This window comes from Streptomyces sp. SX-6, assembly GCF_059089585.1.
The window spans coordinates 37,285-52,060 of the sequence record NZ_JBTHHU010000028.1; the positions used below are offsets into that span (position 1 = coordinate 37,285).

Below are 14,776 nucleotides of genomic sequence, written 5' to 3' on the forward strand. Positions count from 1 at the left end.
TCGCCGGTGTGGGTGACCCGGGCCGGGCCCGGCCCGGGAGCGATGACTACCGCCCCCGGTGCCGGGCCTTCGCCTTCTCCCGTGCCTGCGCGCGGCGTTGCTCCGCCTCGGCGGCGAGACGGCGCTTGGCGGCGGCCCGGTTCTCGGTCTTCGTCTGCTCGAAGGCCTCACGCAGGGCCTCCTGCGCCGCGGTCGTCACCGGCCGGGCCGCCTGCTCCCGCGCTGCCGCCCTGGCGGCCCGCTTGGCGTTGACCCGCCGGGGCCGCGTGGAACCGCCGGCCGCCACGGCCGGTGCGGTGAGCGCCGCGTCCAGCAGGCGTGCGAAGTCCTGCCGGGCGAACTCCTCGAGTTCCGCGCCGGTCGGCTCGCCGCCGAAGACATGGCGTGCCGCCCGGACGCTGACCGGGGCTGTGTTTTCGCTCGTCCTGACGGTCAGGCTAGCCGTGCGGTGCTCAACCGACCACCTCATTTGCCGGCCGCACCGGGGGCCGGCTGCCCGCTGCCAGGCCCGCCAGGAGGCGGAGCGAGGTCTCCGAGTCGGAACCGGCGGCCACGGTGTAGGTCACGAGTATCTGCTCGGGCTCGTCCGGCAGCGGCAGTGTCTCGTAGTCGACCGTGAAGCTCCCGACGGCGGGATGGCGTATGACCTTGGAACCGTAGGACTTCTCCCGCACCGTGTGGTTCGCCCACAGCTTGGCGAAGTGCGTACTTCCCAGGGAGAGTTCGCCGACGAGCGCGGCCATCGCGGGGTCGTCGGGATGCCGGCCGCTGTAGGCGCGCAGATTGCCGACCACTTCCTTGGCCACCTCGTCGAAATCCTGATAGCGGTCGGGACCATCGGCGAGGAACACGAGCTTGGCGACGTTGCGGTCCGCGGGCGGGAGTTGGTCGAAATCCGCCACGACGACCGCGGCGAGCGCGTTCCACGCCAGGACGTCCATCCGGCGGCCGATGACGAAGGCCGGGATGTCGTACGCGCACTCCAGCAGCCTGCGCACGCCGGGCCGCACCCGCTGGGGCCGCGGTGTGCGGGGCCGACGGGCCGCCGGGCGGGCGAGGTTGCGCAGATGGACGCGCTCGTCGGGGGTCAGGCGCAGGGCGTCGGCCACTGAATCCAGCACGGCATCCGAGACGTTGCGCGTGCGCCCCTGCTCCAGCCGCACGTAGTAGTCGATGCTGATCCCCGACAGCAGCGCCAGCTCTTCCCTGCGCAGGCCGGGCACCCGGCGCCGGACCGCCGGGCCGGTCGGCATCCCGAAATCCTCCGGGCGCACGGCGGCGCGACGGCTGCGAAGGAACTCACCGAGGTCGGACATGACACTCAGTATCCGCCTCGCGGGCCGGTCTTGCCTGGTTCCAGCAGTACCAGGAACGCCAGTCCCTCTGAGAAGCCGTGCCTGGCAAGGGTGGTGGACGGGGCGGAGAGTGGAGGTGTGGCAAGCGGCCACGCGAGAACCATGCGGGAAGCGGACAGGACGGAGCAGTTCCATGCGTACGACCACTCTGGGCCGGACCGGCATCACGGTCAGCCGGATCGCGCTCGGCACGATGATGCTGGGGAAGTGGGGGAACCAGGATCACGCCGATGCCGTGCGCCTGGTCCACACCGCGCTGGACGCGGGCGTGAACTTCGTGGACACGGCCGACATGTACTCGATGGGCGAGTCCGAGGAGATCGTGGGCAAGGCCCTCAAGGGCCGGCGGGACGAGGTGGTCCTGGCGACCAAGGTGCACTTCCCGATGGGTGACGACCCCAACCGCCGTGGCAATTCGCGGCGTTGGATCAAGAAGGCGGTGGAGGACAGCCTGCGCCGGCTGGACACCGACTGGATCGACCTCTACCAGATCCACCGGCCCGACCCGTCCACCGACATCGACGAGACCCTGTCCGCCCTCTCCGACCTGGTGCGCGAGGGCAAGGTGATGGCCATCGGGTCGTCCGACTTCGCCGCCGAGCAGCTGGTGGAGGCCCGTTGGACGGCCGAGCGCCGTGGCCATGTGCCCTTCCACACCGAGCAGCCGCCCTACTCGATCTTCATGCGGGGCGTCGAGCGGTCGGTGCTGCCCACCGCGGAGCGGCACGGCATGGGCGTCCTCACCTGGAGCCCGCTGGCCAGTGGTTGGCTGGCCGGGAAATACCGCAAGGCGGACGCGCTGGAGCTGAACGACTTCCGCCGCACCTGGATCTCGCACAAGTTCGACCAGAACCTGCCCGGCAACGTGCGCAAGTACGAGGTCGTGGAGGAGCTGGTCAAGCTCGCGGACGAGGTCGGTGTTCCGCTGGCACATCTGGCGCTGGCCTTTGTGCTGACGCACCCGGCGGTGGACAGCGCGATCATCGGGCCCCGCACCGTCGAGCAGCTCACCGACCTGCTCGCCGCCGCTGATCTCACTCTGGACGACGCCGTGCTGGACCGCATAGACGAGCTGGTGCCGCCGGGCACGGACCTCAACCCGGCCGACGCGGACTACACCCCGCCGCACCTGGCGGATGCCACCTTGCGCCGCCGCCCGCGTCCCTGAGCCCGTGCCCCTGAAGCCATTTAGTTGTACGCTTTAAATCATTGGAGTTGTTAAACGACTGGGGGTCCCGCATGCCCGAGCTCTCCTCACGGCGCCGATACCTGGTGCTGGCGATCTGCTGCACCGCACTGCTGCTGGTCAGCCTCGACAACACCATCCTCAATGTCGCGCTGCCGTCCCTGGGGAAGGATCTGCACACCTCGGTCTCGGGCCTGCAATGGACCATGGACGCCTATGTGGTGGTACTCGCCGCCCTGCTGATGCTCGCCGGTTCCACGGCCGACCGGATAGGCCGCCGCCGGACGTTCCAGACAGGGCTGGTGCTCTTCACCGCCGGTTCCATGCTGTGCAGCCTGGCGCCAGACCTGAACTGGCTGATCGTCTTCCGCATGCTGCAGGCGGTCGGCGGGTCGATGCTCAACCCCGTGGCCATGTCGATCGTCACCAACGTCTTCACCGAGCCCAGGGAACGGGCCCGCGCCATAGGCATCTGGGGCGGAGTCGTCGGCATCAGCATGGCCGCGGGCCCCATCATCGGCGGTGCGCTGGTCCAGTCGGTCGGCTGGCGCTCGATCTTCTGGATCAACGTGCCCCTCGGGCTGATCGCCCTGGTCCTGACCGCACGGTTCGTGCCCGAGTCCCGGGCGGACAAGCCGCGCCGCGTCGACCCGGTCGGCCAGGCGCTGGTGATCGTGCTGCTGGGCTCGATGATTTACGCGATCATCGAGGGCCGAGCCGAGGGCTGGACCTCACCGCTGATCCTCGGCCTCTTCGCGCTCGCGCTCTGCGCGGTCACCGGGCTGGTGATCTACGAGCGCAGGCGCGATGAACCCCTCATCGATCCGGGGCTGTTCCGCAGCGTTCCGTTCAGCGGTGCCACCGTCATAGCGGTGTGCGCCTTCGCCGCCCTCTCCGGGTTCCTCTTCCTCACCATGCTCCACCTCCAGAACGAACGAGGGCTGTCCGCCCTGGACGCGGGGCTGCACCTGCTGCCCATGGCGGTCATGTGCCTGGTCTGCGCACCGCTGTCAGGGCGCCTGGTCGGGTCCCGGGGGCCGAGGGTGCCGCTCGTCCTGGCCGGTGTGGCGATGACGGCCAGCGGTGTGCTGCTCGCGACCATGGACGCCCGCTCGTCGGATGCGCTGCTCTACACCGCGTACGTCCTGTTCGGCATCGGCTTCGGCCTGGTGAACGCGCCGATCACCAACACCGCCGTCTCCGGCATGCCCCGTGCGCGGGCCGGGGTCGCCGCCGCGATCGCCTCCACCAGCCGCCAGATAGGCACCTCGCTCGGCGTCGCCGTCATCGGCGCGGCCGTCGCCGCCGGGATGCGGACCACCGGCTGGTGGATCATCACCGGGTGCGGGGTGGCCGTGCTGCTGCTGGGTACGATCACGACCGGCCGGTGGGCCGGCCGGTCGGCCGAGCGCGTCGCGGCCCGTCTCGACCCCGCAGAGCAGACCAGGACCCCGGTGAGGACATGACCACGCACCACGAGGAAGCCGCACGACGGGCCTGGGTCAATCTGTGCGACCTCGTCCTCGGCAGCAACGAGCGCCGAAAGGAGGTGGTCGACGCACTCGGCATGAGTTTCTTCCGCATCAAGGCGCTGCGCAGGATCGCCCGCAAGCCCATTACCCTGCGGGAGTTGGCGGACGAGCTGATGACCGACCGCCCGTACACCACGCTGCTCGTCGATGACCTCGCCAGGCGCGGTCTCGTCGAGCGGACCGAGAATCCGGCCGACCGCCGCTCCAAGATCGTCTCGGTGACGAAGGAAGGGCGGGCGGCCGCCGAGCAGGCCAAGGGCATCCTCGGCACACCGCCCGCGGCGCTGCTGGACCTCCCCGAGGAGGACTTGGCGGCGCTGGACCGGATTGCGGCACTCATTGCCGCCAACCGCTAGGACGCCACCGGCACCTTCGGCTGCTCCTGCTGCTGGGCCGTCTGCTCGGCCGTCTGCTGGAGGCCGCGCAGGCGGCGCACCGCGAAGCCGGAGGCGAGCAGCATCACGGCCGCCGACCCGATCGCAGCGGCGTGCATGCCGCTGACGAAGGCCTCGCGTGCGGTGGTTGCGAGCGCGCTGCCCGCCCGGGAGGGAAGCCGGTCGGCGACGACCAGGGCGCTGCCCAGCGTTTCCCGTACGGAGTCCAGCGCACCGCGCCCGAGCCCGCCGGTCGCCGTATCCGTCACGCCCCGGCGGTAGACGGCGGTGCCAATGGAGCCCAGGAGCGCCGTGCCCAGCGCGCCGCCGAACTCCTGGCCCGTCTCCAGTAGCGCGGCCGCCGAGGCGGACTTCTCCGTGGGGACCGTGCCCAAGGCGAGATCGGTGATGAGCGTCATCACCGTGACGATGCCGACGGCGACAACTCCGGCCGAGACGAGGATGACCCAGATACCCGAGCTCGGCGCCGTCGCCAGGGTCAGCGCATAGCCCACGGCCGCGATGCCGAACGCCCCGGCGATGATGTAGGCGCGGTCGACACCCCGCTTCACGAGCGCGGTGGCGGTCGGTGCGGCACCGCCCACCGCGACCGAGGGGAGCACGCTCCACAGTGCCGCCTCCAACGCGCTCTTCCCGAGCACCAGTTGCATGTACTGCGTGGTGAAGACGGTGAACCCGCTCATCGCGAACATGGCCACCGTGTTGACACCGATCGAGGCCCGGAATGCGCGGGTCCGGAAGAGTACGGGGCTGATCATCGGCTCCGCCGCGGTCCGCTGCCGCTGGACAAAAGTCGCGCCGACCACGAGCCCCGCGCAGATCGCCAGTGCCGGCGTCAGGCCGAAACCGTCGGCGGCGATGCGCTTCAGGCCGTAGACGACCGGCAGGATCGCGGCGATGGAGAGCAGTGAGCCGAGCAGGTCGAAGCGGCGGCCGGGGGAGGGGTTCTTGGACTCCGGTACGAGCAGCGGCGCGAGCACCAGCAGCAGCACCATGGCGGGCAGGTTGACGAGGAAGACCGAGCCCCACCAGAAGTGACTCAGCAGGAAGCCGCTGAGCACCGGACCGAGCGAGATGCCGCCCGCCATCGCCGCGGACCAGATGGCGACGGCCGTGCTGCGCTGCTTCTCGTCACGGAACATATTCCGGACGAGCGCCAGCGTCGACGGCATCAGCGTGGAACCGCCGACACCCAGCAACGCCCGCACAGCGATGAGCATTTCGGCGCTGTCCGCATACGCGGCGGCCACCGAAGCGGCACCGAAGGCGGTGGCTCCGATCAGCAGCAGCTTCCGCCGGCCGATCCGGTCACCGAGCGCTCCCATGGTGAGCAGCAGCCCGGACAGGACGAAGCCGTAGATGTCGAAGATCCACAGCTGTTGTGTGGCCGTCGGCTCGAGATCGCGGCTGATGAACGGCACCGCGAAGTAGAGCACCGAGACATCCATCGACACCAGGAGCAGCGGCAGCAGCAGCACTGCCAACGCCACCCATTCCCTGCGGCCTGCCCGTTGCGCGGTCATGCGGAGTTCCCCCTTGATGTTTACGCCGTACATTCCGGCCTTGGTGTGCAGGGTACGCACAGGCTCGCCAAGAGCGCAATTAGCAAGGGAGTTGAGAGGTAGGGCGCACTAGTGCACTAGGTGGCGGTGCTATGCTCCCCGCATGGGTGCACTAGAGCAGCAGTCCGCGAATCCGCCCTACCTTCGGATCGCCGCCGAACTCCGCGAGCGCATCGCCTCCGGCGAGCTGCGCGTGGGCGACAAGGTCCCCTCCACGCGCGGGATCACCCAGGAGTGGGGCGTGGCGATGGCCACCGCCACCAAGGTCCTGGCGGTGCTGCGGCAGGAGGGGTTGGTGCGAGCCGTGCCTGGCGTGGGCACGGTGGTCGCGGCGCGCGCGGAACCCTCCGCTGCGCGGCGGAATCCTGTGCGAACGGCCAAGCCGGCCAAGGCGGGCGAGTCCGCGCTGACGCGGGAGCGCATCGTGCGCGCGGCGATCGCCATCGCCGACGTCCACGGCTCGACCGCGCTGTCCATGCGGTCGATCGCCGCCGAACTCGGCGTCTCCACCATGGCGTTGTACCGGCATGTGCCCGGCAAGGACGAGCTGGTGGAGCTGATGGTCGACGCGATCTTCGGCGAGCAGGAGCTCCCGCGGCGGGGGCCGGCCCACTGGCGGGAGCGGTTGGAGGCCATGGCCCGGCTGCAATGGGCGCTCTACCGGCGGCATCGCTGGCTGGCCAAGGCGATGTCCTTCACCCGGCCGGTGCTGTCGGCGAACGCGTTGGCCCACTCGGAGTGGGCGATGGCGCCGGTCCGTGAACTCGGGCTCGACATGCCCACGTTGCTGCACATCAATGTCACGCTGTCCGGCTATGTGCGCGGGGTCGCGGTGAGCCTCGAGGAGGAGGCGCTGGCCCAGCGGGACACGGGCGTGACGAACGACGAGTGGCTGGACGCGCGGGCCGCGGAGTTCGGGGAGATCATCGCCCATGGCGACTACCCGATGTGGAGCAGGATGCTCGAGGAACATCCGGGGGAGGATCTCCTCACCCTCGACTCGATGTTCGAGTTCGGTCTGGCCCGGCTGCTCGACGGTCTGGAATCGGTCATCGCCGCGCACAACAAGCCCAGCTGACCGAACGGTTGGCCGGAACTTACCGCCGGTACTGGACGTTTCCCCGGGGGATGACCTGTACTGGTTGCCTGAGGACACCAGTCCGTTTGCTCGGGAGGTCTTCGCATGACCGAAACCGCCACCCACCCCACCACCCGTCCGGCACCCCCCTGGCCGGAGAACCGGGCCTGCCCGTACCACCCGCCCGTCGGCCACGCCGGGCTCGCGGAGCACGGCCCGCTCTCCCGCGTCACACTCTTCGACGGCAGCACGATCTGGTTCGTCACCGGGCATGCCGAGGCCCGCGCGCTGCTCACCGACCCCCGCCTCTCCTCCGACCGGAAGCGCCCGGAGTTCCCCGTCGTCCTGGCGCGCCTGGCGGACCAGCGGACCCTGACCATCCCACTGATCGGTGTCGACGACCCGCTGCACAACCGCCAACGCCGCATGCTGATACCGAGCTTCGGCCTCAAGCGGATTGAGTCCCTGCGCCCCCGCATCCAGGAGATCGTCGACGGGCTCATCGACCGGATGCTGGCCGCAGGGCCGCAGGCGGACCTGGTCCCCTCGTTCGCCCTGCCCGTGCCGTCGATGGTCATCTGCGCCCTGCTCGGAGTCCCTTATGAGGACCACGAGTTCTTCGAGGCGTGCAGCCGCACGATGATCTCCGCGGAGACGATAGAGGAGGTCCGGGAGGCGCGTGACAAGCTCCGCGACTACTTCCACCGGCTCGTGGACGCCAAGAGCGCCGCACCGGGCGACGGGCTCCTCGACGACCTCGTCACCGGGCAGTTCGCCGACGGCGAGATCGACCGCGAGGACCTGGTCATGCTGGCCATGCTCCTGCTCGTGGCCGGGCACGAGACCACCGCCAACATGATCTCCCTCGGTACGTACACGCTGCTCGAACACCCCGAGCAGCTCGCCGCGTTGCGGTCCGATCCGGAGCTGATGCGCGGCGCGGTCGAGGAGCTGCTGCGCTATCTGTCCATCGCGGACGGGCTGGCCCGCGTCGCCACCGAGGACGTCGAGGTCGGAGGGGAGACCGTCCGGGCCGGCGAGGGCGTGCTGTTCGCCGCCTCGGTGATCAACCGTGATCCGGCCGCGTACGAGGAGCCCGACGCGCTCGACGTCCAGCGGTCCGCCCGCCACCATGTGGCGTTCGGCTACGGCGTCCACCAGTGCCTGGGCCAGAACCTCGCCCGGATCGAGCTGGAAATCGCCTTCTCGTCGCTTTTCGCCCGTATCCCCGCACTGCGCCTGGCCGTTGCCCCCGATGAGGTGCCGGCCAAGCCCGGCGGCACCATCCAAGGACTCTTCGCCCTCCCGGTCACCTGGTGACCGCAGAACGGAGCACCACCATGAGCGACAGCCGTGTCAGCATCGACTCCGATCTCTGCATCGGCTCCGGCCAGTGCGCCCTCACCGCACCCGGCATCTTCGGCTCGGACGACGACGGCTACGGCGTCGTCCTGCCCGGCAAGGAAGACGGCGCGGGCGACCCGATGGTCAAGGAGGCGGTGCGAGCCTGTCCGGCACAGGCCGTCGCGTTCCACGAAGGCTGAGTCACGACGGTGACAGCCGTGCGGCCTTGAGCGTCATGTGGAGCAGCAGGCGGTCCTCGCCGTTGTCGAGGTCGAGGCCGGTGAGCTGCTCCACCCGGGACAGGCGGTAGTAGAGCGTCTGCCGGTGGATGCCGAGGGCCGCCGCGGCCCGGCCGGCCTGGCCCGCGCAGTCGAGGTACACCTCGGCCGTGCGGGCCAGTTCGGTGTGTGTGCCCGTCAGCAGCGGCCGTACCACCGGGTCCGCCGCGTGCCGGGCGGGAAGCCCCGTCAGCACCCGGTACGGGCCTATGGCCGCCCACTCCGCCACCGGGCCCAGCCGGCGCTCCGCGCCCGCCGCGCGCGCGGCGGCGACGGCCTCGGCCCAGGCGTCGGGCAGCTCCGCCAGGCCGCGCCGGGGGGAGCCGATCCCGGCCGCGGCGATGCCCGGGCGGGTGCCCGCGCGGGGCGCGTGCAGCAGCCGGTCGGCCGCCGCGTGGGCCGGGGCGGGGGAGCTGAGGGCCCGCAGCCGGACCAGGGCGGCGAGCGCCGCCGAGCCGTCGGGCAGGCAGCCGGGGACCGCGCACAGCGCCGCCACCCCGGACTGCGCGGCGAACGCGGACCCCGGGCCGTCGGCGCCGGGCCGCTCGTCCCCGTCGGAGCCGTCCAGCTGCCACGGCACCACGGCCACCATGGCCAGCGGCCCCTCCGCCGACGTGCCCAGCGCGTCCCGCAGCGCACCGCGCGCCGCCTCCCGCGTGGCGGGCCGGGCGGTCAGCAGCTCCCGCAGCAGTTCGCCCAGTTCCGCCCCTGTACGGGCCTCGGCCGCCAGCAGCGCGCCGATGCGCGCGGCGGTCTCCATCGCCTGCGCCACCCGGGCGTCGGGGGACGCCGGGCCCAGGTCCAGGCCGGTCAGGTGCTCGTCGTCCAGCAGCCACACATAGCCGTGCACCACGCCCCGGTGCCGTACGGGCAGACAGATGCGGCCCTTGAACACCCCCGCCGCCGGGTCCGGCGGTATGCGCAGGGGCGCCTGGGCCCGGGCTATGCCGAACGCCTCGAACCACGCCCGTACCGCCGCCGTCGACCGGCGCTGGAGGATCGACCGGGTCCGCACCGGGTCCATCGTCAGTTCCAGGTCGTCGTCGCCCCCGTGGGCACCGAAGGCAATCAGGCCGAAGTCCCGGTCCTCCAGTGTCGCGGGAGCACCGAACGTCGCCGAAATCTCGTCCACGAGCTGCTGATATTCGCCTCGCATAGCGCCCCCGCGCTCCCTTCCGCCCGGTATCTCCCTGTACCGAGGACCATTGTCATACATGTGTCTGAGATCCCGGCCACGGATGCGTGACAGCTGTCGATGGCTGCCGAAGTGGCGCGAACCCTACGTTTCACGTCGAGTTGTTTACGCCGACGTCCCGGGATGGGAGCGGCCGTCATCAGGAGGTGCCCCGTGCTGGGTCCCGTCATCCTCGCCGCCTCGCGCAGCGACAGCATGCGCCGGTTCGTCTCGGCGGCTCCGGGCACCAAGCAGGTCGTCGACCGCTTCATCGCGGGCGAGACCGTCGACCAGGTCGTCCCGATCGTCCAGGACGCGGCGGCCAAGGGCCTCGAGGTGACGCTGGACGTCGTGGGCGAGGACATCACCACGGTCGAGCAGTCGTACGCCGCCCGCGACGCCTACCTGGCGCTGATCGGCCGTCTGAAGGAGCTCGGCCTGGGGGAGCGGGCCGAGATGTCGGTCAAGCTCTCGATGTTCGGCCAGTCGCTTGAGGGCGGCCACGAGCTGGCCCTCGCCAATGTGCGCCCGGTCGTGGAGGCCGCCGCCGGCATCGGCACCACGGTCACCCTGGACGCCGAGGACCACACCACCCTCGACTCGATGTTCGCCATCCACGAGGACCTGCGGAAGGACTTCCCGCAGACCGGCTGCGTGATCCAGGCCTACCTGTTCCGCACCGAGGAGGACGCGCAGCGCCTGGCCAAGGCCGGCAGCCGGGTGCGTATCGTTAAAGGTGCGTACAAGGAGCCCGCTTCCGTCGCCTACCAGGACAAGGCCGAGATCGACCGGGCGTTCGTCCGCATCGTCAAGATCCTGATGGCGGGCGAGAGCTACCCGATGATCGGGTCCCACGACCCGCGCCTGATCGCCATCAGCCAGGAACTGGCCCGGCGGGCGGGCCGCAAGCTCGACGAGTACGAGTTCCAGATGCTCTACGGAATCCGCAGCGAGGAGCACCTCCGGCTGGCCGCCGAGGGTCACCGGATGCGGGTCTACACGGCCTACGGAACCGACTGGTACGGCTACTTCATGCGCCGCCTCGCGGAGAAGCCGGCCAACCTGCTGTTCTTCCTCCGCTCGATGATCACCAAGGGCTGAGACCCTCCGACCCCTCAAGGAGAATCAAGACCATGGACGCCGTGACCCAGGTCCCCGCCCCGGTCAACGAGCCGGTGCACGGCTACGCCCCGGGCTCCCCGGAGCGTGCCCGACTGGAGGCCAAGCTCAAGGAGCTGGCGGGCAACCCCATCGACCTGCCGATGACCATCAACGGTGAGAAGCGGATGGGCGGCGGTGAGCGCTTCGACGTCGTGCAGCCGCACCACCACAAGTCCCGCCTCGGCACGTACGCCAACGCCACGCAGCAGGACGCCAAGGACGCGATCGACGCCGCGCTCGCCGCCGCCCCGGCCTGGCGCGCGATGGCCTTCGACGACCGCGCCGCGATCATCCTGCGGGCCGCCGAGCTGCTGGCCGGCCCCTGGCGCGAGACGCTGGCCGCCTCCACGATGCTCGGCCAGTCCAAGACCGCCCAGCAGGCCGAGATCGACACCCCCTGCGAGCTGGTCGACTTCTGGCGCTTCAACGTGCACTTCGCGCGCCAGATCCTCGCCGAGCAGCCGGTCGCCAACTCCGCCGGTGTGTGGAACCGCAGCGACCACCGCCCGCTCGAGGGCTTCGTCTACGCGATCACGCCCTTCAACTTCACCGCGATCGCCGGCAACCTGCCGACCGCTCCCGCCCTCATGGGCAACGTCGTGGTCTGGAAGCCGTCCCCGACCCAGACCCACTCCGCGGTGCTGCTGATGCAGCTGCTGGAGGAGGCGGGCCTGCCCAAGGGCGTCATCAACCTGGTGACCGGTGACGGCATCGCCGTCTCCGAGGTGGCCCTGAACCACCCCGACCTGGCCGGCATCCACTTCACCGGCTCGACCAAGACCTTCCAGTACCTGTGGAAGACGGTCGGCAACAACATCGAGACGTACAAGTCCTACCCGCGCCTGGTCGGCGAGACCGGCGGCAAGGACTTCGTCGTCGCCCACCCGAGCGCCGACCCGGCGATCCTCAAGACCGCGCTGACCCGTGGCTCCTTCGAGTTCCAGGGCCAGAAGTGCTCCGCCTCCTCCCGCGCCTACGTCCCGCGCTCCATCTGGGAGAACGGCTTCAAGGAGGAGTTCGCCGCCGAGGTCGACGGGCTCACCATGGGTGACGTCTCCGACCTGTCGAACTTCATCGGTGCCGTCATCGACGAGCGCGCCTTCGCGAAGAACAAGGCCGCGATCGACCGGGCCAAGGCCGACCCGTCGTGCGAGATCGTCGCCGGTGGCACGTACGACGACTCCGAGGGCTACTTCGTGCGCCCGACGGTCATCGAGTGCACCGACCCGGCCAACGAGGTCTTCACCACCGAGTACTTCGGCCCGGTCCTCGCCGTCCACGTCTACGAGGACGCCGACTTCGAGGCGATGCTCGCCCAGATGGAGTCCGTCTCGGCGTACGGCCTGACCGGCTCGATCATCGCCAAGGACCGGGCGGCCGCCGCCGACGCGATGGAGAAGCTGCGCTTCGCCGCGGGCAACTTCTACATCAACGACAAGTCGACCGGTGCCGTCGTCGGCCAGCAGCCCTTCGGTGGCGGCCGGGCCTCGGGCACCAACGACAAGGCCGGTGCCGCCAGCAACCTGACGCGCTGGATCTCGACCCGCTCCATCAAGGAGACCCTGGTCCCGCCGACCGACTACCGCTACCCGCACATGGGCTGACGCCCGCCCACAGGTTCCGCCCCCGACCGGCCCCCCAGCCGGCCGGGGGCGGTGTCGTTTGTCGTCTCGGATGGTAGGACGTCCGAGTAAATGAGCAGACAGCCGGGCGGCCCTGGCTTAGCGTGGAAGAAGCCGAACGCCCCGCTCGATCGAGCGCAGGCGGTTGCGGCCCGGTGCGTACGCGCAGGTGACCCCTGCCGCACCCGGGCCCCCGCCCTTTCTCCCGGCTTCTCGATTCCTTTTCGTCCGACGTTTCTCGGGGACCTACGCAAGAGGAGACGACTCATGGCCGACACCGCTGTTCGCATCCGCAGGACCCGCCGTGCCGCGCGCACCGCGGAGCGTGACTCCGACCGGGCGAATGCCGCCGCCGCGCTGCAGCGCGCGCTCGACCGCCGCGACAACGGCGGTGCCACCGGGCACTGACGTGCTCAATGCCCCGGGCGCGTCACTTCGAAGTGATCGATCCGCTCCCCGCTCTCCGCCAGCGCCGTGACCCGCAGCCGCGGGTGCCGGCCGGGCTCGGCCTCCACCGCGAGGAAGGAGTAGCCGGTGTAGCGGACGCGCGACCACTCCACGTGTTCCGTGTGCTTGTGCCCGCTCTTGTCCCAGTGGTACGTGGCGACGTGGTCGACGTCCTTGACGTGGTGCTCGTAGCTGTCCGGCGCCGGGAAGTCGTAGAGCGACTTGCCGGCGCCGCCGGCGGTCACGTAGACGATGCCGTCCCGCGAGGAGTCGGTGCTCGCACCGATCGGCACCTTGCGGCCGACCCGCTTGCCCTTGATCGCGTCCGTGCGCTCGTAGACGTGGTTGTGGCCGTTGATGACCAGATCCACCTTGTACTTCTCGAAGAGCGGCACCCAGGCGTCCTGGACACCGCCGTCCGAGGCGTGCCCGTTCGTCGTCGAGAACGCGCAGTGGTGGAAGAAGACCACGATGAAGTCGATGCCCCGCTGCGCCCGTAGCTGCCGAAGCCGCCGGTCCAGCCAGGCGGTCTGCCCGCCGTGGCTGTAGCCGGTGTTGGCGGTGATCTCGTACGAGACGTCGTTGGCGTCCAGCGAGACGACGGCGACGTTCCCGTACGTGAAGGAGTAGACGCCCGGCGAGTGCTTCGGGTCGAAGCCGTTGTCCGGCAGGGCCCAGCGGGCGAGCTGGCCGCCGTAGCCGTTCGGGGAGTACCAGGCCTCCATGTCGTGGTTGCCGGTGGCGACCATCCACGGCACGGTCTTCGCGACCGACTCGGTCTGGGCGAGGAACTGGTCCCACTGGCGGGCGTCGTAGACGTCGTCGGGCTTGCCCGCGCCGTCGTCGTCGGCGTAGCAGATGTCACCCGCGTGCAGGTGGAAGGCGGGGTTCTGGCCGAGGATCAACTGGTCGTTGGCGAGCGCGTGATAGCTCACACCCTGGTCGCCGAAGGCGGTGAACGTGAACTTCTCCGCCGCGGCCGGGGCCGTGCGGAACGTTCCTATGGTGCCGAAGTGCCGCGGCTCCGCGGGGTCGAAGCCGGTGTGGCCGACACCGTAGTAATAGGTCTGTCCGGGGCGGAGGCCGTCCAGGTGGGCGTGGAGGTAGAACTGCTCCACCGCCGGGAGCTTCTTGGACAGGGCGGGGGTGTGGAGGCGGCGCACCTCGGCGTCGATCCTGCGGCCGAGGTCCCACGGCTTCAGGCCCACGCGGAGGAACGGGCGCCGAACCGCGAAGGGCACCTGCCAGGAGACGCGCATCTGCGTCTTCGGGTCGGCGCCGAAGGCCAGATGACGGCCGAACGGCGCGACGAGCGAGCCGTCGACTCTCGAGGCGGCGGCAGAGGTGACGAGGGTGGGGGAGAGCGGTTGGGCGTACGCGCCGGTGCCGCCCGACAGCAGCCCCGTGCCCGCGACCGCGCCGGCCGTGGCGGCGGTGGCGCGGAGCATGCCGCGGCGGGTGAACTTGCTGCGCAGGTACTCGTGCTGCTCGGCCATCGTCATGCGAGCGGCGAGGGGCTCGGGAATGCCTACCCGTGGTGTGTCCATGTCGCGCAACGTGCCAGGAACCGGCGGCCGGAGTGTGTACTTCAGGTGAACCTGGCCTGATTGGACGGCAACGTGTCCGAATGGTGGACGTCGTG

The 14,776-nt window shown here is 70.3% G+C and carries 14 protein-coding genes; 9 read left to right on the forward strand and 5 right to left on the reverse strand.

Annotation, left to right across the window (positions count from 1 at the left end; genetic code table 11):
- Nucleotides 1-46: 46 nt before the first annotated feature.
- Nucleotides 47-469 (reverse strand): DUF2992 family protein, encoded by a 423-nt coding sequence (locus tag ACV530_RS27365; protein WP_494335297.1) that lies wholly within the window; start codon nucleotides 467-469, stop codon nucleotides 47-49.
- Nucleotides 453-1,316: a helix-turn-helix domain-containing protein gene (locus tag ACV530_RS27370; RefSeq protein WP_494335298.1), complete on the reverse strand. Its 864-nt coding sequence runs from the start codon at nucleotides 1,314-1,316 to the stop codon at nucleotides 453-455. Before ACV530_RS27370 ends, ACV530_RS27365 begins: the two co-directional genes overlap by 17 nt.
- 172 nt (nucleotides 1,317-1,488) lie before the next feature.
- On the opposite strand from ACV530_RS27370, the gene ACV530_RS27375 reads away from it, so the two are divergent.
- From ACV530_RS27375 to ACV530_RS27385, 3 genes are all read left to right on the forward strand, one after another.
- On the forward strand, nucleotides 1,489-2,523 hold the full coding sequence (locus ACV530_RS27375) for an aldo/keto reductase (RefSeq protein ID WP_494335299.1): 1,035 nt from the start codon (nucleotides 1,489-1,491) through the stop codon (nucleotides 2,521-2,523).
- Between the two features lie 71 nt (nucleotides 2,524-2,594).
- Complete coding sequence (locus ACV530_RS27380; protein WP_494335300.1) at nucleotides 2,595-4,007, forward strand: MFS transporter; 1,413 nt, start codon at nucleotides 2,595-2,597, stop codon at nucleotides 4,005-4,007.
- The gene (locus ACV530_RS27385; RefSeq protein ID WP_494335301.1) at nucleotides 4,004-4,429 is read left to right on the forward strand and encodes a MarR family winged helix-turn-helix transcriptional regulator; all 426 of its coding nucleotides are present in this window, start codon (nucleotides 4,004-4,006) and stop codon (nucleotides 4,427-4,429) included. The genes ACV530_RS27380 and ACV530_RS27385 overlap by 4 nt, the downstream gene beginning before the upstream one ends.
- On the opposite strand, the gene ACV530_RS27390 is transcribed toward ACV530_RS27385, so the two are convergent.
- On the reverse strand, nucleotides 4,426-5,991 hold the full coding sequence (locus ACV530_RS27390) for an MFS transporter (protein ID WP_494335302.1): 1,566 nt from the start codon (nucleotides 5,989-5,991) through the stop codon (nucleotides 4,426-4,428). The genes ACV530_RS27385 and ACV530_RS27390 overlap by 4 nt on opposite strands.
- 142 nt (nucleotides 5,992-6,133) lie before the next feature.
- On the opposite strand from ACV530_RS27390, the gene ACV530_RS27395 reads away from it, so the two are divergent.
- From ACV530_RS27395 to ACV530_RS27405, 3 genes are all read left to right on the forward strand, one after another.
- Entirely contained in the window at nucleotides 6,134-7,108 is a 975-nt protein-coding gene (locus tag ACV530_RS27395) for a TetR/AcrR family transcriptional regulator C-terminal domain-containing protein (protein ID WP_494335303.1), read from the forward strand.
- A 105-nt stretch (nucleotides 7,109-7,213) separates the two neighbouring features.
- The gene (locus ACV530_RS27400; RefSeq protein ID WP_494335304.1) at nucleotides 7,214-8,428 is read left to right on the forward strand and encodes a cytochrome P450; all 1,215 of its coding nucleotides are present in this window, start codon (nucleotides 7,214-7,216) and stop codon (nucleotides 8,426-8,428) included.
- 20 nt (nucleotides 8,429-8,448) lie between these two features.
- On the forward strand, nucleotides 8,449-8,652 hold the full coding sequence (locus tag ACV530_RS27405) for a ferredoxin (RefSeq protein WP_494335305.1): 204 nt from the start codon (nucleotides 8,449-8,451) through the stop codon (nucleotides 8,650-8,652).
- Between the two features lies 1 nt (nucleotide 8,653).
- On the opposite strand, the gene ACV530_RS27410 is transcribed toward ACV530_RS27405, so the two are convergent.
- On the reverse strand, nucleotides 8,654-9,886 hold the full coding sequence (locus tag ACV530_RS27410) for a PucR family transcriptional regulator (RefSeq protein ID WP_494335306.1): 1,233 nt from the start codon (nucleotides 9,884-9,886) through the stop codon (nucleotides 8,654-8,656).
- A gap of 192 nt (nucleotides 9,887-10,078) precedes the next feature.
- Here ACV530_RS27410 and ACV530_RS27415 point away from each other — a divergent pair, with 192 nt between their 5' ends.
- The 3 genes from ACV530_RS27415 (at nucleotide 10,079) to ACV530_RS27425 (ending at nucleotide 13,095) form a co-directional block, all read left to right on the forward strand.
- Nucleotides 10,079-11,005 (forward strand): proline dehydrogenase family protein, encoded by a 927-nt coding sequence (locus ACV530_RS27415; protein WP_494335307.1) that lies wholly within the window; start codon nucleotides 10,079-10,081, stop codon nucleotides 11,003-11,005.
- Nucleotides 11,006-11,037: 32 nt separating this feature from the next.
- Entirely contained in the window at nucleotides 11,038-12,669 is a 1,632-nt protein-coding gene (gene pruA, locus ACV530_RS27420; RefSeq protein WP_494335308.1) for an L-glutamate gamma-semialdehyde dehydrogenase, read from the forward strand.
- A 285-nt stretch (nucleotides 12,670-12,954) separates the two neighbouring features.
- Nucleotides 12,955-13,095, forward strand: a complete 141-nt coding sequence (locus tag ACV530_RS27425) for a hypothetical protein (protein ID WP_494335309.1) — start codon at nucleotides 12,955-12,957, stop codon at nucleotides 13,093-13,095.
- 5 nt (nucleotides 13,096-13,100) lie between these two features.
- Here the strand turns inward: ACV530_RS27425 and ACV530_RS27430 are convergent, their stop codons facing one another.
- Nucleotides 13,101-14,681 carry a purple acid phosphatase family protein gene (locus tag ACV530_RS27430; RefSeq protein ID WP_494335310.1) on the reverse strand — a complete coding sequence of 527 codons (1,581 nt, stop codon included), beginning with the start codon at nucleotides 14,679-14,681 and terminating at the stop codon, nucleotides 13,101-13,103.
- Nucleotides 14,682-14,776 lie beyond the last annotated feature (95 nt).